This window comes from Janthinobacterium sp. FW305-128, from assembly GCF_020858135.1.
In the GTDB taxonomy this organism is placed as follows: domain Bacteria; phylum Pseudomonadota; class Gammaproteobacteria; order Burkholderiales; family Burkholderiaceae_D; genus Janthinobacterium.
In genome coordinates this window covers 224792-243781 of record NZ_JACYMK010000003.1, presented here as the reverse complement: position 1 = coordinate 243781, position 18990 = coordinate 224792, and the positions used below count along the sequence as shown (strand labels likewise).

At 64.8% G+C, this 18990-nt stretch carries 20 protein-coding genes; 4 read left to right on the top strand and 16 right to left on the bottom strand.

Annotated elements, in window-relative coordinates; all coding sequences use genetic code 11:
* Positions 1-22 precede the first annotated feature (22 nt).
* Complete coding sequence (locus IGS60_RS08680) at positions 23-265, bottom strand: hypothetical protein (protein WP_230503764.1); 243 nt, start codon at positions 263-265, stop codon at positions 23-25.
* Between the two features lie 335 nt (positions 266-600).
* Between IGS60_RS08680 and IGS60_RS08675 the strand changes: the two genes are divergently transcribed.
* Together IGS60_RS08675 and IGS60_RS08670 are read left to right on the top strand one after the other, a co-directional pair.
* On the top strand, positions 601-843 hold the full coding sequence (locus IGS60_RS08675; RefSeq protein ID WP_230503762.1) for a hypothetical protein: 243 nt from the start codon (positions 601-603) through the stop codon (positions 841-843).
* A gap of 74 nt (positions 844-917) precedes the next feature.
* Positions 918-1862 carry an SMP-30/gluconolactonase/LRE family protein gene (locus IGS60_RS08670; protein WP_230503760.1) on the top strand — a complete coding sequence of 315 codons (945 nt, stop codon included), beginning with the start codon at positions 918-920 and terminating at the stop codon, positions 1860-1862.
* A 519-nt stretch (positions 1863-2381) separates the two neighbouring features.
* Here the strand turns inward: IGS60_RS08670 and IGS60_RS08665 are convergent.
* From IGS60_RS08665 to IGS60_RS08605, 13 genes are all read right to left on the bottom strand, one after another.
* Positions 2382-3344, bottom strand: a complete 963-nt coding sequence (locus IGS60_RS08665) for an ABC transporter substrate-binding protein (RefSeq protein WP_070292077.1) — start codon at positions 3342-3344, stop codon at positions 2382-2384.
* A gap of 60 nt (positions 3345-3404) precedes the next feature.
* Positions 3405-4379 (bottom strand): ABC transporter permease, encoded by a 975-nt coding sequence (locus IGS60_RS08660; RefSeq protein WP_034759656.1) that lies wholly within the window; start codon positions 4377-4379, stop codon positions 3405-3407.
* Between the two features lie 20 nt (positions 4380-4399).
* Positions 4400-5932 carry a sugar ABC transporter ATP-binding protein gene (locus IGS60_RS08655; protein WP_230503758.1) on the bottom strand — a complete coding sequence of 511 codons (1533 nt, stop codon included), beginning with the start codon at positions 5930-5932 and terminating at the stop codon, positions 4400-4402.
* Positions 5933-6013: 81 nt separating this feature from the next.
* A complete protein-coding gene (locus IGS60_RS08650; protein WP_230503757.1) occupies positions 6014-6880 on the bottom strand; it encodes a fumarylacetoacetate hydrolase family protein in 867 nt (288 codons plus the stop codon).
* A gap of 21 nt (positions 6881-6901) precedes the next feature.
* On the bottom strand, positions 6902-7657 hold the full coding sequence (locus tag IGS60_RS08645) for an SDR family oxidoreductase (protein ID WP_230503755.1): 756 nt from the start codon (positions 7655-7657) through the stop codon (positions 6902-6904).
* A 77-nt stretch (positions 7658-7734) separates the two neighbouring features.
* Entirely contained in the window at positions 7735-8064 is a 330-nt protein-coding gene (locus IGS60_RS08640; protein ID WP_230503753.1) for an L-rhamnose mutarotase, read from the bottom strand.
* A 114-nt stretch (positions 8065-8178) separates the two neighbouring features.
* Positions 8179-9009, bottom strand: a complete 831-nt coding sequence (locus tag IGS60_RS08635; RefSeq protein WP_230503750.1) for an amidohydrolase — start codon at positions 9007-9009, stop codon at positions 8179-8181.
* Entirely contained in the window at positions 9006-10022 is a 1017-nt protein-coding gene (locus IGS60_RS08630; protein WP_230503748.1) for an aldo/keto reductase, read from the bottom strand. Before IGS60_RS08630 ends, IGS60_RS08635 begins: the two co-directional genes overlap by 4 nt.
* Before the next feature lie 11 nt (positions 10023-10033).
* Positions 10034-11257 (bottom strand): UxaA family hydrolase, encoded by a 1224-nt coding sequence (locus IGS60_RS08625; protein WP_230503746.1) that lies wholly within the window; start codon positions 11255-11257, stop codon positions 10034-10036.
* Entirely contained in the window at positions 11254-11589 is a 336-nt protein-coding gene (locus IGS60_RS08620; protein WP_070221792.1) for a UxaA family hydrolase, read from the bottom strand. The genes IGS60_RS08625 and IGS60_RS08620 overlap by 4 nt, the downstream gene beginning before the upstream one ends.
* Before the next feature lie 25 nt (positions 11590-11614).
* Positions 11615-12532: a GntR family transcriptional regulator gene (locus IGS60_RS08615; RefSeq protein WP_230503744.1), complete on the bottom strand. Its 918-nt coding sequence runs from the start codon at positions 12530-12532 to the stop codon at positions 11615-11617.
* Between the two features lie 114 nt (positions 12533-12646).
* The gene (locus IGS60_RS08610) at positions 12647-13783 is read right to left on the bottom strand and encodes a mannitol dehydrogenase family protein (protein WP_230503742.1); all 1137 of its coding nucleotides are present in this window, start codon (positions 13781-13783) and stop codon (positions 12647-12649) included.
* Position 13784: 1 nt separating this feature from the next.
* The gene (locus IGS60_RS08605; RefSeq protein ID WP_230504066.1) at positions 13785-14795 is read right to left on the bottom strand and encodes a zinc-binding alcohol dehydrogenase family protein; all 1011 of its coding nucleotides are present in this window, start codon (positions 14793-14795) and stop codon (positions 13785-13787) included.
* 347 nt (positions 14796-15142) lie between these two features.
* Here IGS60_RS08605 and IGS60_RS08600 point away from each other — a divergent pair, with 347 nt between their 5' ends.
* Together IGS60_RS08600 and IGS60_RS08595 are read left to right on the top strand one after the other, a co-directional pair.
* A complete protein-coding gene (locus IGS60_RS08600; protein WP_070313717.1) occupies positions 15143-16174 on the top strand; it encodes a MerR family transcriptional regulator in 1032 nt (343 codons plus the stop codon).
* Positions 16175-16243: 69 nt separating this feature from the next.
* Positions 16244-17323 (top strand): hypothetical protein, encoded by a 1080-nt coding sequence (locus tag IGS60_RS08595; RefSeq protein WP_230503739.1) that lies wholly within the window; start codon positions 16244-16246, stop codon positions 17321-17323.
* Here IGS60_RS08595 and IGS60_RS08590 read toward each other — a convergent pair.
* Both IGS60_RS08590 and IGS60_RS08585 read right to left on the bottom strand, forming a co-directional pair.
* Positions 17298-18521 (bottom strand): D-amino acid dehydrogenase, encoded by a 1224-nt coding sequence (locus IGS60_RS08590; protein WP_230503737.1) that lies wholly within the window; start codon positions 18519-18521, stop codon positions 17298-17300. The genes IGS60_RS08595 and IGS60_RS08590 overlap by 26 nt on opposite strands.
* Positions 18518-18970: a helix-turn-helix domain-containing protein gene (locus IGS60_RS08585; RefSeq protein ID WP_230503735.1), complete on the bottom strand. Its 453-nt coding sequence runs from the start codon at positions 18968-18970 to the stop codon at positions 18518-18520. The genes IGS60_RS08590 and IGS60_RS08585 overlap by 4 nt, the downstream gene beginning before the upstream one ends.
* Between the last annotated feature and the right edge of the window lie 20 nt (positions 18971-18990).

Below are 18990 nucleotides of genomic sequence, written 5' to 3'. Positions count from 1 at the left end.
ATCCCACCGGGACAGGCTCGCCTCACCTGCGGCTGAGCGGCACATACTCGCCCGGCAAGCTGGCCGCTTCCAGCGCATCGGCAAAAGCCAGCAGGAACTTCGCCGGGCCATGTTCCGACACTAGCAGCGACGCGCCCTTGTGGCGCAGCAGTTTCAGCACTTCCTGCTGGTGCACCTGGTATTCCTGCGAATGGCCATAGAAGGTCTGATACATCTCCAGCGTTTCCATGGCTTTCGCGGCCAGGATGAATTCGGGTTTGTCCATGATGTCTCCTCGTTGTCATTGCTGCCAAAAACACGAAAAAAACCTGCAAGATGTGCGGTCCATGCCCGTCGCACTGCCTTGCGGCAACCACATCCGTATTTCCATCATACGCCTCAAGCCGGCCATTGCGCCGTCCTGTCGTGCATCTTTTTCTATTCCGACCGTCCGGCGTCAATTGCTGCTCGTTCACCTTGCGCGACTTCGCGTGTGCGCTAGCCGCCGGGTCCCGCGCATGGCATCATGCGCGTTGGCCACTCGCTCAGGGAACAAGCGGCCGCGCGCGCCGGGCTGCTCGCGCACGCCATACCGGGCGCCCTCATCGACCATTGACATCCATGACCCCACATTTATCGCTGCACTGCTACCTGCAAGACGAGGCCGCCGAACGTCCGCTGCCCTGTTCCGACGTGACCATCCAGGCCGATCCGGCCACCCTGCGCGCCATCGCCCGCTTCCTGCTGGCCAGCGCGGATACATTTGAGCAAGCGCAGGAGCGCGCCGGCATGCACGCCCATCTGCAAGACGAGTGGGAAGGCTGGCAGGACGACTTCCCCGACCTCGTCGTCGTGGCCGCCTGAGGTGCGGCGTAGCATGGCGCTCCGGCTGGCGCGCGTCGGGTAACATACGCCACCTTTGCAACAAGAGAACAACGATGCCCGATTTCCGAACCGCCCTGCCGCCGCTGCGCGCCGCCGTGCTGGCCGCCGCGCTGGCCAACCTGTCCGCCTGCGCCAGCCCGCCCGCGCACGAGGCGCTGTTCCTCGCCACCACGCTCACGCCCGCGCATTCCTTTACCAAGGGCATCGAAGGCCCGGCCGTGGATGCGGATGGCAATATCTATGCCGTCAACTTTGCGCGCCAGCAAACCATCGGCAAGGTCAGCCCCGGCGGCACTGGCGAGGTGTACCTGACCCTGCCCGGCACCAGCATCGCCAACGGCATCCGCTTCGGCAGCCGGGGCCAGATGTACTTGGCCGACTACATGGAACACACGATCTACCTAGTCGACCTGGCCACGCGCGCGCTCACCATCCACGCGCGCGAGCCGCGCATGACGCAGCCGAACGACATCGCCATCACGGCCGACGACGTGCTGTATGCGAGCGACCCGAACTGGAAGGAAAACACGGGCCGCGTGTGGCGCATCGCGGCCGACGGCACGGTGACCCTGGCGCTCGACACGATGGGCACGGCCAACGGCATCGAGGTCAGCCCCGACGGCAAGATCTTGTATGTAAATGAAAGCGTGCAGCGCAATATCTGGATGTACGACATCGCCGCGGACGGCAGCCTGAGCGGCAAGCGATTGCTGATCAAGTTCGACGATTTCGGCATGGACGGCATGCGCGTGGACGTCGACGGCAACCTTTACGTGACGCGCTACGGCAAGGGCACGGTGGTGAAATTGTCGCCGCAAGGGCGCATCCTGCGCGAGATCAGCGTGCCCGGCGCCAAGCCCAGCAACATCACCTTCGGCGGCCCCGATGGCCGCACGGCCTACGTCACGGAAGTGGTGCAGGGCCGCTTGCTGCAATTCCGCGTCGACCGCCCGGGCCTCGAATGGCAGCGGGCGCAGGAGCGCCGCAAGGCCGAATAGCAAGCCACATGGTGCTGGCTGCGCATGACGCGATGTCGGCTTACGCGCTTGCGCGCTAAGCCGACCTACTCTACGCCACGATGCATGCGCAGGCCGGGCGGGCCGGGTAGGTCGGCTTAGCCGGAACGGCGTAAGCCGACAAAACAAATAGACATGGCCCTGGCTGCGCATGACGCGATGTCGGCTTACGCGCTTGCGCGCTAAGCCGACCTACTCTACGCCACGATGCATGCGCAGGCCGGGCGGGCCGGGTAGGTCGGCTTAGCCGGAACGGCGTAAGCCGACAAAACAAATAGCAAGCCCACGTGATCCTGGCGGCGCATGGCGCGATGTCGGCTTACGCGCTTGCGCGCCAAGCCGACCTACTCTACGCCACGATGCATGCGCAGGCCGGGTAGGTCGGGTAGGTCAGCTTAGCCGGAACGGCGTAAGCCGACGAACCAAATAGCAAGCCGACGTGGTCCCGCCATGCCACGATTGCTCAAGGAATTGAAGCAGCGCCTGAAGATCGGCTGAGGCTCAATATAAAACGTTCTTCGCTTCCGGCAGATCGACATTGGCCTTGGTGACGATCACCACGCCCGTGTTGACGAACGGCGCAACCTTCTTGCCTTCGATCAGGCTGACCAGGGTTTTCACGCCCAGCGCACCCATCGAGTACGAACCCTGCACGGCGGTCGCATACAGGGTGCCGTCCTTGACGAAGTTTTTCAGGTCTTCATTGCCGTCGAAGCCCACGGCGATCACCTTGCCGGCCTTGCCCGCCTGGGCGATGGCGCGGCCCATGCCCACGGCCGTCGGCTCGTTGGCGCCGAAGATGCCCTTCAAGTCCGGATTCGAGGCCAGCACGTCGGTCGTCTGGTTCAGCGCCGTGGCCATCTGCGACTGCGAGTAATACGTGCCGACGATCTGCAGCTGCGAGTTCTTTTCGATATAGCGCTTGAAGCCGCCCACCCTGCCCGTCTCGGAACCGGCGCCCGCCACGTACGACATCACGGCGATCTTGCCCGTCTTGCCGACCTGCGAAATGAGGGCCTTGGCGCTTTGCTCGCCGGCCGCTTCATTGTCGGTCGACAGGAAGGACTGGTAATAGCGCTTGCCGCTGTCGGCCACCAGCGAATCGATCAGCACCACGGGAATCTTCGCTTCCCACGCCTTCTTCAGGGCCGGCACCAGCGCGTCCGGGTCCGACGCGGCCAGCACGATGCCGGCCACCTTGCGCGTGACGGCGTTTTCCACCATGCTGACCTGGTCGGCGATGGCCGATTCCGAGGCAGGCCCCTGGAAGGTCAGGCTGTAGCCTTTGGCATCGGCGGCGCTGGCCGTGGCGCCCTTCCTGACGTTTTGCCAGTAGTTGGAATTGGTCGTCTTGACGATCACGGCGATCTCGCCCGGGGCGGCGAAGGCAGCGCTGGCGCTCAGGGCAGAGGCTGCGGTCAACAGACCGAGCAAGACGGTGTTGAAGGCTTTGAAGGTGTTCATTGTCGTCCTCATTTAATTATAGATTTGGTGGATTGACTTCATGGCGTACTGCTTGCTGCTTCAGGCGCGGTTGCGCTTCTGATCGATCCAGACGGTCAGCAGGATGACCAGTCCGATAATGATTTGCTGAATAAAGCTCGATACCCCGTTCATGTTCAAGCCGTTGCGCAGGATGCCGATGACGAAGGAGCCGATGACGGTGCCGGAAATGGTGCCGATGCCGCCGATCAGCGAGGCGCCGCCGATCACGGCGCTGGCGATCGCATCGAGTTCGTACATCACGCCTTCGTTCGGCTGCGCCGTCACCAGGCGCGACATCAGCACGCAGCCCGTCAGGCCCGACAGAGCGCCGGACAGGGTGTACACCAGCAGGGTCACGCGGCCCACCTTCACGCCCGACAGGCGCGCCGCTTCCGCATTCGAGCCGACGGCATAGATATGCCGGCCGAAGGTGGTGCGGCTGAGCATGATGGACACGGCCACGGCGATCACCACCATCAGCACCACGGGATACGGAATGCCGGGAAAGACGACTTCGGGAAAGGTGCCGCCCGTGTCGCGCTCGATGCGCCACAGCACGCCATTGCCCAGTTCGCCGAACGACTCGCCCAGACCGGAAATGGCGCGCGCGCCCGTCACCTGCAGCGCCAGGCCCCGTGCGATCAACATCATGCCGAGCGTGGCGATGAAGGGCGGCAGTTTTAGCTGCGTGATGCAAAAGCCGTTGACGGCGCCGCACATGGCGCCCACCACGACGCCGCCCAGCATGGCGACCGGCACGGGCACGCCGCTTTTCACCAGCAGCGCGGCGGCCACGCCGGCCAGCGCCAGCACGGAGCCGGAACTGAGGTCGATGCCGCCCGTGATGATGACGCAGGTGGCGGCTATGCCCAGGTAGGCGATCGACGTGACTTGCAAGGCCACGCTCATGCCGTTGCTGACGGAGAAAAAGGCGTTGCTGGTCAGGGAAAACACCAGCAGCAACAGCGACAGGCTGCCCAGCGCGGCGAATTTTTGGATCAGTTCTTTGTTCATTTTTTTAAAGCTTTCTGTTTTTAGTGGACTGCCGCCTGGCCAGGGATTGAAGCGACGACGCGCCCCGACGCCAGCTGCATGATCTCTTCCTGCGACGACTCGCGCGTGTTGACGATGCCGCTGATGCGCCCTTCATGGAACACGGCCACGCGGTCCGTCATGCCCATGATCTCGGGCAGTTCGGACGTGATCAGCACCACGCCGATGCCTTCCGACGCGAGCTTGTCGAGCAGCTGGTAGATGGCGAACTTGGCGCCCACGTCGATGCCGCGCGTGGGTTCGTCGAAGAAGATGATTTTCGATTCGCGGTACAGCCATTTGCTGATGACGATCTTTTGCTGGTTGCCGCCCGAGAGGTTGCGCGCGATCTGTTTCGAGGTCGGCGTCTTGATGCCCAGCGCCGCGATGTACTGCTGCGCCACCGCCTCTTCCCTGGCAAAATCGATGAAGCCGAATCGGTTGGCCAGCGCCGACACATTCGTCAGGGTCAGGTTGGCCGCCACCGACATGCGGATCGCCAGGCCTTGGCTCTTGCGGTCTTCCGACAGGTAGGCGATGCCGTGCCCGATGGCGTCGATGGGACTGGCGATCGTCACCGCCACGTCGCCCAGGTGGATGGCGCCGCCGGTGAGCGGGTCGGCGCCGAAGATGGCGCGCGCCACTTCCGTGCGGCCCGCGCCCATCAGGCCGGAAAAGCCGAGGATCTCGCCGCGCCGCAAATCAAAGCTCAGCGGGCCGAAGACATCCTTGCGGTGCAAATCGCTCACGCGCAGCAGCACTTCAGCCGTCGGCGTCGAGACGCGGTCGGGAAATTTTTCATCGAGGGTGCGGCCCACCATCCTGGCCACGATGGCGTCCAGGGTGGTGGCGGCAAAATCGTCGGTGCAGACGAATTTCCCGTCGCGCAGCACCGTCACCCTGTCGATGATGTGCTGCATCTCTTCCAGGCGGTGCGAGATGTACACGACGCTCACGCCGTTGCGCTTGAGTTCATTGATGATATCGAACAGCTGGCCCGTCTCGCTTTCCGTCAGCGAGGACGTGGGCTCGTCCATGATCAGCACTTCCGTATTGAGCGACAGCGCCTTGGCGATTTCCACCATCTGCTGCTGGGCGCAGGACAGGTTTTTCACCAGCTGGCGCGGGTCGATGCGCAGTTTTAAACGGTCCAGCAGCGCCTGCGCATCGGCACGCATCTTCTTGCGGTCGATGAAAATGCCGCGTATCGGTTCGCGCGCGAGGAAAATATTCTCCGCCACGCTCAGGTGCGGGATCAGGTTCAGTTCCTGGTGGATGATGGCGATGCCGGCCGCCTCCGCATCCACGCTGCTGGCAAAACTGCACACCTTGCCCTTGTAGACCAGTTCCCCCTCGTCGGCCTGGTACACGCCGCTCATCACCTTCATCAGGGTGGACTTGCCGGCGCCGTTTTCGCCGCACAGCGCATGCGCCTCACCCTTGCGCAGGCTGAAACTGACGTTGTCCAGGGCCAGCACGCCGGGAAAGCGCTTGCTGACCTTGTTCAAGGCCAGTATCTCTTCGGATTGATTCATGGTGTGTCTCCTCCACTCCACTGCCATAGGCCGGCGCGCCGATGTCTGAGCACCTTGACGGCACGCCGGTCTGCTACTCGTTTAACTGTCGATCAGTTGCGGATTCCAGGCATGCACGGTCTGGTTCTGCTCACCGAGACCGTCGATCCCCAGGCGCATGGTGTCGCCCGGTTTCAAATACACGGCCGACGGTTTCTGCCCCATGCCCACGCCCGGCGGCGTGCCGGTGCTGATGATGTCGCCCGGGTACAAGGTCATGAAGCGGCTGATATAGCTGACCAGATTCGCCACGCCGAAGACCATCGTTTGGGTATTGCCGTCCTGGACGCGCTTGCCGTTCACTTCCAGCCACAGGCCAAGGTTTTGCGGGTCCGCTACTTCATCGGCGGTCACCAGCCAGGGGCCGATCGGGCCGAAGGTATCGCAGCCCTTGCCCTTGTCCCACTGGCCGCCGCGCTCCAGCTGGTATTCGCGTTCGGACAAATCGTTCACCACGCAGTAGCCGGCCACGTGCGACAGCGCCTCCGCTTCGCTCACATAGCGCGCGGTGGTGCCGATCACCACGCCCAGCTCCACTTCCCAGTCGCTTTTCTGCGAGTCCTGCGGCAGCACGACGGCGTCGTTGGCGCCGATGGTGGCGCTGGTGGCCTTCATGAACAGCACCGGCTCAGCCGGCACGGCCATGCCCGATTCGGCCGCATGGTCGGCATAGTTCAGGCCCACGCATAAAAACTTGCCCACGCCCTGCCACGGCGGCGCGATGCGGCCGGGGTTGGCCACCACCGGCAGGCTGGCGATGTCGATGGCGGCCAGGGTCGCCAGGCCATCCTTGCCCAGGGTCGCGGCCGTAATGTCCGGCAGCACGCCTGACAGGTCGCGCACGGCGCCGTCAGCATCGATCAAGGCAGGTTTTTCAGCGCCCTTGGCGCCATAACGCATCAGTTTCATGTGGTTCTCTCGTTGTAGTAATCAGTTGGACCAGCCGCCATCAATGACGTGAGTCATGCCGGTGGTAAAGGCGGATTCGTCGGAAGCCAGATACACGGCCAGGGCGGCGATTTCCTCTGCCCTGCCCACTCGTCCCATCGGCTGGCGGGCCACGAAAGCGGCTTGCACTTCATCAACGCTCGCGCCCGTCGCTGCCGCCTGCGCAGCAATGCGTTCCTTCAGCGACGGCGACTCGATGGTGCCGGGGCAGATCGCATTGCAGCGGATGCCGCGCGTGACGAAATCGGCGGCCACCGACTTGGTCATGCCCACCACGGCCGCCTTCGAAGTGCCGTAGATAAAGCGGTTTGGCGCGCCCTTCACGCTCGACGCCACCGACGACATATTGACGATGGAGCCGGCGCCCCTTGCCAGCATCCCGGGCAGCACGGCGCGCATCAGCCGGTACATGGAACGGGCGTTGATGTCGAAGGAACGGTCCCAGGCAGCATCGTCGCAATCGAGGATGCTGCCGCCATCAACGAAGCCGGCGCAGTTGAAGAGGATATCGACGGGACCGATCTCGCCGGCCAGCGCGGTGATCGCCGCGCCATCGGTCACGTCGAGCAGGCGGATGGCGCAGCCCGTCGCTTCCTTCAGCGCGTCGAGCTGGGCCTGGTTGATATCGGTGGCGATCACGGTCGCGCCTTCGCGCACGAACGCTTCGGCGGTGGCCCGGCCGATCCCCTGGCCGGCGGCGGTGAGCAAGGCGATTTTTCCTTCTAGTCTGGCGGTCATGTTGTCTCCTTTTATTTTTTTAACCCAACACCTTAAGTGCTGGGGTCAGACCCGGCGGGTCTGACCCCGGATTCTTGCTAAGCAAGGTAAAAAACCTGCTCCATCATCGCCCAGTGCTCGCCCTCGGCGCGCGAGGCCAGCGGCTGCTGGCAGGGGGCGCAAAAGGTCCACCAGCGCTGCGTTTCCGGGTCGGCGGCGATGGCCGCCATGTCGGCTTCAAAATCCTCGCCGTGGTATTCCCAGTAACCGAACAACAGGTTTTCCGGTTCGCGCAAAAAGATCGAATAATTGCCGACATGCGCCGCCGACAGCTTGGCCAGCACCTGCGGCCAGACGGCGGCGTGCAGGGTCTTGTATTCCGCGATGCGGTCCGGCGCGATGCCGATGACCATGCCCATTCTTTGCATTTCAGCTCCTTTTTGTTGGCTTACGCCGTACCGGCTAAGCCAACCTACAGTTGGCATCGAGGTGTTTCGTAGGTCGGCTTAGCCGGCACGGCGTAAGCCGACAAGCCAGCCACCTCATTTAAGCCCATAAAACCGGCACGCATTGAGGCCGAAAATATCGTCCCTGTCCTGCTGCCCCAAGTGCGACAGCAGCGCTTCGCTCGCCAGCAGCCAGGCCGCATAGCCGCCGGCCAGGTCGACTACCGGCCAGTCGCTGCCCCAGATCACGCGCCGGGGGCCGAACACGTCCAGCACATGCGCCACATACGGCTGCAAATCGTCGACGCGCCAGCCGGGCCGCGCTTCCGTCACCAGCCCGGACAGCTTGCAGTGCACGTTCGGCAGCGCCGCCAGTTGCGCCATGTGTTCGCGCCAGTGGCCGAAGGCGGCATCGGCGATCGGCGGCTTGGCCGCATGGTCGATCACGATGGGAAGCGCTGGAAAATCGCGCGCGCATTGCAGCAGCGCGGGCAAGTGGCGCGGCAGCACCAGCGCGTCAAAGCGCAAGCCGTGTGCCGCCATGGCCGTCAACGCTGGCCTCAGCGCCGGGTTAGCGATCCACTGATCGTCGTCGAGGTCCTGCAGCATCGGGCGCAGGCCTTTGAGCTTGCCGTGCGACGCCAGACGGGCAATCGCCGCCGGTGCGTCTTTGGCCAACAAGTCGGTCCAACCCACGACGGCACGGATAAAGCTGGTCTTTTCCGCCAGCGCCAGCAGGTAATCGGTATCGGCGGACGACGGCAGCGACTGCACCAGCACCGTTCCAGCGATGCCATGTTCGGCCAGCAGGGGCGCCAGGTCGGCGGGCGCGAAATCGCGGTGGATGGCGGCCAGGGATGGCGGCGGCCAGTTGCCGCCGCGCGCGGCCAGTTGCCAGCAGTGCTGGTGGGCGTCGATGCGCATCATGCTGCTCCCTTGGGCACGGGTGCGCGCGCATCGATCAGGCCTGCTTCCTGCAAGGCCGTCCACAAGGCGTCCGGCAAGGGCGCGGCGAACCAGTCGAGGTTTTGCCGCAGCTGCGCCAGGTCCTGGCCGCCCGGGATGCAGGATGCGACGGCCGGATGCGCGAGCGGAAACTGCAGGGCGGCGGCCTGCAGCGGCACGTTGAATGCGCGGCAGATGGCGTCGAGCTGCGCCACGCGCTTGAGTATGGCCTCCGGCGCATCGGCATAATTGAATTTGCCGTTCCCTGCCAGCACGCCCGAGTTGAACGGGCCGCCGATCACGATGGCGTTGCCGCGCTCCACGCACAGGTCCAGCAATGGCGACAGCGAAGCCTGTTCCAGCAAGGTGTAGCGGCCGGCCAGCAGGGTGCAGTCGAGGTCGAATTCCGCCATCGCCCGCAGCACGATCTCGCATTCGTTGACGCCGAGGCCCACGGCCTTCACCTGGCCGCCGGCGCGCAGCTGGTCCAGCGCGCGAAAGCCGCCGCCGTCAGTCAGCTGGCGCCAGTATTGCTGCTCGTGTTCGCCATGCGTGGCCGTGCCGATATCGTGCACGAACAGGATATCGATGCGCTCGAGCCCCAGCCGCTGCAGGCTGTCGTCGTGCGAACGCAGCACGCCGTCATACGTGTAGTCGTAATGGGGGCGGAACGGCAGCGGCGCGGCAAAGCCGTCGTCGCCGGGGCGCACGCAGGGGTCGGGCCGCATCAGCCGTCCCACCTTGGTGCTGATCACGAACTCGTTGCGGGGCCGCTCGCGCAGCGCCGCGCCGAGACGGTGTTCGGACTGGGTATAGCCATAGAACGGCGCCGTGTCGAAGAAGCGCACGCCCGCGTCCCAGGCGCCATCGAGGGTGGCGCGCGCCTGTGCATCGCTGACCGGCTGATACAGGCCGCCCAGCGGCGCGCAGCCCATGCCGATGCAAGGCAGCGACAGGCCGCCACGCGGCAAGGTACGCAATTGTGTGACATCCATGAACCCGGTCCTCAAGCAGCGCGCAAGGGGAAGCAGCCTGGCCCCACCGCGTCGAATTGTTTATAGGTCAGCACGAACTCCTGGTGGCCCAGGTCTTCCGAGCGGCTCAGTTCTCCGTTGGCCACGTTCAGCACGGCGGCGACGATCTCGGCGCCCACTTCTTCCAAGGTGGCTGCGCCCGTGAGGATCTTGCCGGCGTTGATATCCATGTCGTCGGCCAGGCGCTCGAAGGTTTGCGGATTGGCGCACACCTTGATGACGGGCGAAATCGCCGATCCCACCACGGAGCCGCGTCCGGTAGTGAACAAGGTGATGTGGGCGCCGCAGGAAATGAGTTCGACGATTTCCGCGTTGTCCGACACGTTCGGGAAACCGAAGCGCGGCTCGCCGTCCGGCACCACGTCGAGCAGGTAGAGGCCGCCGCCGGCCGGCTGGTCGCCCGGTTTCAGAATGCCGACGATGGGCGAGGAGCCGCTCTTGGCGTAGGCGCCCAGCGATTTTTCTTCCTGCGTGGTGAGGCCGCCATCGGCGTTCCCCGGCGAGAAGCTGCCATGGCCCATGATGGTGTAGTAGCGCGCGGCCTTGGCCACGGTGTCGACGATGGCGTTGCCCAGCTCCGGGCTGACGGCGCGCCGCTGCATGTGGTATTCGCAGCCCACCAGTTCGCCCGTCTCCTCGAAGATGCAGGGGCTGCCGGCCGCGATCAGCGTGTCGAAGGCTACGCCGACGGCCGGGTTGGCGCTGATGCCGCTGGTGCTGTCGGAGCCGCCGCAGATGGTGGCGACGACCAGTTCCTCGATCCCCATCGGCACGCGCTCCTGCCGCGCCAGGTGTTCCAAAGCCCAGCCTATCCATTCGACGCCGCTGCTCACGCTGGGGCGCGTGCCGCTGTTTTCCTGGATGGTGATCGTGTGCACGGGGCGGTCGCTGTCGGCCACGGCGCTGGACAGGCCATATTTGTTGAAGCCTTCGCAGCCGAGAGACACCAGCAGCACGGCGCCCACGTTCGGGTGCGTCAGCAGGCGGCGCATCACCTGGTCCGCGTATTCGTTGGGGAAGCAGCCCGTAAAGCCGATCAGGTGCACGGGCTGGCCGGGAAAGGCGTTGACCATCAGGCGCGCCACATGGTGCGCGCATTCGACCATATAGGCCACCACCACGATATTGCGGATGCCCTTGCGGCCATCGGCGCGCAGGTAGCCCGACAGGGCGGGTGTCGTTACGGGAGCGTTCATGCTTGGTCGTCCTTGTGCAGGAAATGGTGGCCGTCCTGGCCCAGGGTAAACGTGGGGATGTAGTCGCTTGCCAGGTTGTGCGTGTGGATATGCTCGCCGATGGCGACGGGAGCCGTGATGCTGCCGATCAGGGCGCCGTAGCGCAGCACCTTGTCGCCCACGGCCAGCGCGCGGCGCGCCACCTTGTGGCCGATCTGGATGTCTTGCGCCAGGGTGACGGGCAGGCCGTCGATGGCGACGACGTCGCCGCTGGCCAATGCCGTCCTGGCGATCAGGCAGTTATCCTCGGGCGACATCAGCAGCAGGCTGGCAGGCCGGGAAGCGAGGCTCATGGCGCACCCTCCCCGGCAAAGACGGCTAGGCGTCCGGCTGGCTCAGTTTTTCGCGCGTGCCTATCGAGGACAGCATGGTGCGGCGCGAGGAATCGAGGTGCGAACGCATGCACTCGAGCGCCTTCGGTATGTCGTGCTCCGCCAGCGCATGCAGGATCGCCAGGTGCTCCTGCACCGCGTACTGGTTGCGGCCCTTTTCCTCGCCCTTGTCCCACTGGTAGTGATAGTGGAAGACAAACGAGACGATATCGTAGAAGCCCTGCGCGAAGCGGTTGTTCAGCAGGCCGATCAAAAAGGTGTGGAACTCGCGGTCCAGCGCCGGAAAGGCGTTGTGGCGCGTGTCTATCCTGGCCGCCAGCTTCTCGTGCTGTTTGATCAGCCGCGCCAGTTCCGCATACGCGGGGTCGCCATGCGGCAGGTGCGCAAACTGCTCCACGGCCGCCATCTCGAACATGCGCCGCATGTCCGCCAGTTCGGTGGCGAACGAGCGGTCGAACGCGCACAGGCGCCAGCCGCCGCGCGGCTTCTTCTCGATCAGGCCGAAGCGCGAAAAGCCGATCAGAAATTCGCGCACGCTGACGGTACTGGCGCCCGCCTCGCGCGCCAGTTCCGCTTCCGAAAATTCCGCGCCGGGCGGCATGTCGCGCTGGTACACGCGCTCCATCAGCACTTGCTGGATGCGCTCGGCCCCCGACTGCAATTCGGAGATATCGAAGTAGTCGCCCGGTATGGGTTTGCGCAGCAGGCGCCGGTCCGCCGGGCTGGCGATCAGCCGCCGCGTCGACAGATACGCGATCGCGCTGCGGACCGCCGTGCGGCTGCCCTGGCAGATGGTGGTCAGGAACTGCTCCGTCGGCAGCGTCTCGCCCACTGCGACATTCTCGGCGAGAAATTGCAACAGCAGATTGGTACTGCGCTTGAAGACGGTGGCGGGTTTGGACATGGATGAATGAACGCGCTATGCCAGCGAAAGGGAAAGTGGATGAGTGGGCCATTTTAGTCGATATCGGATTGGATCGGCATGCCGAAAAAGAAACAACTGCGGTGGCGGGGGCGTTCATGGCTGCGCTCCCGGCGCCAGCATGGCGCGCAGGCGCGGCTGCCCCAGCGCGGGACAGAGCCGCCGCGCCAGCGCCACCACGGGCGCCACGCGGCGCTCGATCTTGCCGGCGTGGTGCTGGGCGATGTCGGCCAGGCGGTGCGCGAGAAAGGGATTGCAAAAGCGTTCCCTGACCTGCGTCACGTAGGCCAGCGCGGCGTCGCCGTGCGGCGCGCCCATGGCGGCAAATACGGGCAGCACTTCCTCCTGCCACAGGGCTTCCAGCGCGGCGCGCATGGCGCCATCGTCCATCGCCTCGCGCACCGTCATGCCGGCCGGGCTGCCCCGCTCCATCCACAGCTGCGCCAGATAGGTGTGACCGAGGTTCAGCAAGAACAGCTTGCGCTGTTCATAGTCGCGCAGGCTGCTGGTCACTACCACCTGCCGGTGGCGGCATGGCAGCAGCATGCCTTCCTGCGCCTCGATGGCCCACAGCGCATAGGGCTCGGCCACGGCGCCTATCGGTTCGATCGGCTCGGAAACGATGCGGTCGACGAGGGAATTGATCCACAGGCAGCCCGTTTCCAGGTAGGCGATGAACGCGGCATCGCAGCGCCACTGCCGCGCCAATGCCACGATCACCTGGCGCAGCACCGTGCCGTTGTCGGCCACCAGTTCGCACGGAAAAATCGAGAGGGGCGCGGCGCCGGCCAGGAAGCGGTCATGCAGCAGCACCAGCAGCTTGGCGGGAAAGCTGGCGGGGACGGTATCGCCGTCGAGCATGCCGGCGTGGTCGGATTCGTCCAACTGATAGCCCGTGTCGCCCGTATTCGACAAGATCACGCGCGCGGCCACGGCCGCATCGCGTACCTGCCGCCAGTCGCTGCCCGCTTGCCACGCCTGCGTGACGGCGTGGGCGCGGCGCTCTTCATCGACCTGCACGCCGTCCTGCCAGCCGCGGATGCGCACGGGATAGCCGCCGGGCCGGCGAAACGCCGCCACCCTCGCCGCGCCCTGCGCGCTGCCGGTCGTTTGCACGATGGTGATCTGGCCCAGCGCCTCGCCGACGCTGGCCGCTTCGCTGACGAACAGGTCGGCGTGCGCCTGCAGGAAGCGGCTGGTGCCAAATTGAAGTATGGGGTTGAGATCGCTCATCTCAGACCTCGACGATGGCCTTGATGACACCCGCCTCGGGCTGCATCCAGCGATCGAGCACGCCCGTAAATTCATCGAGCGTGGTGCGGTGGGTATTGAGCAGCGCGGTGGGTACTTTCCCCGCCTTCATGGCCGCCACCACGTCCTCGAAATCGTCGACGGTGGCATTGCGGCTGCCCAGCAAGGTCGTTTCGCGCTTGTGAAATTCAGGGTCGGAGAACGACAGGCGATCGCGCACGATCGATACCAGCACATAGGAGCCGCCGTGCGCGACGAAGTCCAAGCCCCGCTCCATGGCGGCGATATTGCCGGTGGCGTCAAACACCACGTCGAAGAATTCGCCGCCGGTGGCATCGGACAGCTGCTCCTTGTCGCCGTCGCCCAGCTGCACCGTGCGGGCGATGCCCAGCGCGTCGCGGCAAAACTGCAGGCGGTCGGCGCGGCCGTCGAGCACCGTCACGTCGGCGCCCTTCAACGATGCGAACAGCATCACGGCCATGCCGATCGGGCCGGCGCCCACCACCAGCACGCGCTTGGCCGCATCAACCGCGCCGCGCTTGACGGCATGCGCGCCGATGGCGAGAAATTCGATCATGGCCGCGTCGTCGAGCGAGATGCCTTCCGTCTTGAAGACGAAGCGCTCGGGCAACGCCAGATATTCGGTCATGCCGCCGTCGCGGTGCACGCCCAGCACTTCGATGCGGGTGCAGCAGTTGGTCTTGCCTTGGCGGCAGGCCACGCAAGTACCGCAAGACAGATAGGGCATCACGTAGACCTGGTCGCCCACGGCCAGACGCGAGCCGGCCGGCGCGCTGTGGATATGGCCGGACAATTCATGGCCCATCACGCGCGGATAGCTGAGGAATGGCTGGGTGCCGCGGAAGATATGCATGTCGGTGCCGCAGATGCCGACGCGGCGTATGCGCAGCAGCACTTCGCCCTCGGCGGGCACGGGCACGGGACGCTGCTCCATGCGCAAACTGCCGGGCGTATCGCAAACGATACTTTTCATCATGGTCGTCTTTCTCGCCGTCCGGATCTTGCCGGCGGCATATTATATTTAACGTACAAACCAACTGTGAAAAAAATCCGTCTGCGCGGATTGTCTTTCCAGCCCTGCCAGTGGCGCGTCTTGCTGCGCCGCACAACGATCATGCCGTCATGCCGCCTGGCCGCCTGGCCCGAACCTGTTTGTTTTGCTGAAGCCGTCATTCGGTTTTATAAATATACCGTACAAAAAAATGAAGGTCAACGGATTCTTTTTCCGGTTTTTTCGGCTCCTCTGCTACATTCCTGCTTGACCCTGACGTAACGTCAGGCGCCATCGTGGTAGCACGCACTGAAGACAAGGAGAAGACGATGCTGCTGAAAATCGGTGAACTGGCCAGGCTCACGGGCCTGACCATCCGCACCCTGCACCACTACGACAGCATCGGCCTGCTCTCGCCTTCGGCGCGCACGCAAGCCGGCTACCGCCTGTACCAGCACAGCGACATGGACCGGCTGCACCGGATCATGGCGCTGCGCAAGTTCGGGCTGTCGCTGGCCGATATCGCCAACGCCCTCGCCGGCCCGGACCTGCCTTTGCATTCCATCGTGGCACGGCAAATCGCCATGCTGGAGCGCCAGATCGCGCAGGCTTCCACCCTGCGCGAGCGCCTGCGCACCCTGCAGGCGCAACTGGCGCAGGGACAAGCGCCGGAACTGGCCGAGTGGCTTACCACTATGGAGTTGATGACCATGTACGACAAATACTTTACCCAAGAAGAACTGCAGCAATTGCCGCTGCTCTCCGATACGGCCGTGGAACAGGAATGGAAGGCGCTGGTGGCCAGAGTGCGCGCCCTGCAGGCGACGGGCGCCGGCCCCGGCGACGCGCGAGCACAGGCGCTGGCCACGGAATGGATGGTCAAGCTGGTGCGCGACACGGGCGCCCACCCGGGCCTGTTCGCGCGCCTGAACGACATGCACGAGCAGGAACCATCGATGCAGGCCACGACCAGCATCGATGCGGAACTGATGCAGTTCATCCTCGCCGCCTTCAACGCCTCGCGCATGGCGCTGTACAAGCCTTTCCTCGATGAGCAGGAATACGCGTATTTACTCGCCAACTACGGCAAGCGCTCGGGCGAGTGGCCGGCCCTGATCGCCGCCGTGCGCGCCGCCATCGATGCGCGCACACCGCCCACCGACCCGGCCGTGCTGCAACTGGCGCGGCAGTGGCTGGATCTGTTCCGTTCGTATGCGGGCACGAACCCGGCCACGCAGCTGAAATTCCGCCAGGCGCACCAGCAGGAACCGCGTCTGATGGAAGGCAGCTTCGTCGACGGGGCCATGGTGCAATACCTGGGCGCGGCAATGGCCGTGGTGGCGCAGGAAAAACAAGCGTAAAAGTTGGCGTGCGGCATTTCCAGGCGGTGGCCATGTAGAATCGGCCATCGCCAATCACAGGAAAATCCGATGCGCCGCTTTTTGTTGATATGTCTGACCCTGCCCGCCCTGAATTCCGCCATGGCGGCCGAGCCGCCCGTGCAAGGCGTGTGGCAGGGTACGCTGGGCAAGGCCAATATCGTCGCCTGCTTCAACCAGCCCAGTCCCACGCAAGGCGCTGACCGCAGCGGCAATTACTACTACACGCGCTACAAGACACCGATCATGCTGTCCATGGCGAACGGCAAGAGCGACTGGAGCGAATCCGACGCCAAGGGCGATACGACGGGCACGTGGCGCCTGGGTGCGCCGCAAGGCGGCAAACTGGCCGGCACCTGGACCGATCCGAAAAGCGGCAAGACCCTGCCCCTGGCCTTGACCCTGCTGGAAGCGGCGGGCGACCGCGAGCATCCATCCTGCGCCAGCGATGCCTACAACCTGGCGCTGGAAGACTTTCCCAACACTAAGGTCAGCAAACCCGTTACCTTCGAAGGCAAGCAATACCGCAACCTGCAAGTGGGCGACACCATCACCGTGGAACTGATGGCGCCTGGCGACGGCATCGCGAAAATCAACGCGCAGCTGCGCGCCGTGCTGGCGAAGAACAAGAAAGACCTGGAAGACTTTTATGCCACGCGCCGCGAATACCTGGGCCGCAACGGCTTCACGACGGAAGACGAAGTGTATGCGGAGCCCACCTACTGGTCGCCGCGCTGGGTGACGGTCAAGTTCTACCGCTGGGCGGCCGGCTATGGCGCCAGCGGTATTTCCATCCGGTTCCGCACCTGGGACGTGAAGACGGGCCAGGAAACGGACGTGTGGAACTGGTTTGGCGCCAGCGCCAGCGATGGCGACGACAAGGCCGAACTGCCGGACCGATTGCGCCAGGCCCTGTTCAAGGGTGTGACAATCGACGCCGAATGCAAGGGCACGGATTACGACGGCCACGGCCGCTTCCACCTGTCCTTGAAGCCGGAAGGCGTATCGTTCTGGGAAGACTCGAACGGCAGCGGCTGCGAAAACGATTTTTTACTGCCCTACAGCAAGGTCGGCCCCTTCCTCACCGTCAAGGGCCGCGCCGCGCTCAGCGATCTGCTGCCGAAGAACTAGGCGCGACCGCCTCTGCCACCATCTCCGCCGTCGCGGCCGCCAGGGTCCAGCCCAGGTGGCCGTGGCCCGTGTTGTAATACACGCCCGGTGCCTTGCCTGGCCCCACTTTCGGCTGCATGGCCGGCAGCATGGGGCGCAAGCCCGCCCACGGCACGACCTTGCGCGTATTCACACCGGGAAAGCACTGCTCGACCCATTCCAATAGCGGGCGGATGCGGTCGGCGCGGATGTCGTAATTAACGCCATTGAATTCCGCCGTACCCGCCACTCTGAGCCGGTCCTCGCCCAGGCGGCTGCTGACCAGCTTGGTCGCATCGTCGAGCAGGCTGACGCACGGCGCCGCGGCGCGGCTGGCCCCGTCATCGAGCTGCACGGTAATCGAATAGCCTTTCACGGGATACACATTCACGTGGTCGCCCAGCATGGCCGCCATGGCGCGGCTGGCCGTGCCCGCGCAGATGACGACGGCGTCGAACACGGTGCTGTCCTCGCCCATGGAGACACGCACTTTGTCGTGCTCGCGCGCCAGCGCGGTGACCTGTGCACCATAGCGGCAGGCCACGCCCAGGCGCACGCAGGCGTCGGCCAGGCCGCTGGTGAATTTGTGGATGTCGCCCGTGGAATCGCTGTCCGTGTAGTAGCCGCCGTAAAAGTCACCGTGCAGGGCCGGTTCGATGGCGCGCATTTCCTGCCGCGTGACGGCGCGCCGCTCCAGCCCTGCCTGCGCCAGCAGGCGCGACACGCCGGCCGCCCGCTCGAAGCCGCGCTGGTCACGGTACACGTGCAGGATGCCGGCGCGGCGGTGATCGAACGCTATCTTCTCTTCTTCCGCCCAGGCAAACAGATGTGCGCGCGCGGCAATCGCCATGCGCGCCGTGGCGATGGTGTTGCGCTCGTAATCCGGCATGGCGGCGAGAAATTCCGCAAACCAGCTCAGCTTGTGCCAGCCGGGAGTCGGATTGAGCAGCAGCGGCGCATCGCGCCGCGTCATCCATTTCAGCGCGTTCCAGATCGTCGCCTTGTGGTTCCACACTTCCGCGTGCGAGGCCGACAATTGCCCGCCATTCGCATACGACGTTTCCATGGCGGCATAGCGGTGGCGCTCGATCAGGGTGACAGCGACGCCCCGTTTCGCCAGCGCGTACGCCGTGGTGACGCCCGTGATACCGCCGCCGATGACGGCCACCGTGCGGCTCATGGCGACCCTACCTTCTGCACGACGGTATCGCCCGCCTGCAGCACGCGGCCATCCTCGGCCAGCACGTCGATGCGGCGCACGGGCAAGCCTGAACCGCGCTGCAGCAGGGTGGAATGGGCCTCGCCAGGGTCGAACAATTGCGCCTCGCTCCACTGGCGCAAGCCGACGACGACGGGAAACAGGGCCAGGCCCTTGGGCGTGAGCACATATTCCTGGTAGGCCGTGCCGTCCGAGGCGGGCGCGACCGTAAAGATGCCCTCTTCCACCAGGGTATGCAGGCGGTCGGCCAGGATGTTCTTTGCCACGCCCAGGCTTTTCTGGAACTCCCCGAACCGGCGCATGCCGTCGAAGGCGTCGCGCACGATCAAGAGCGACCAGCGCTCGCCGATCGCGTCGAGCGCGCGCGCCACGGGACAGGGGTCAGTTTTCAGGCTCTTGCGCTTGGCCACGGAGTCTCTCCTTGATTGAG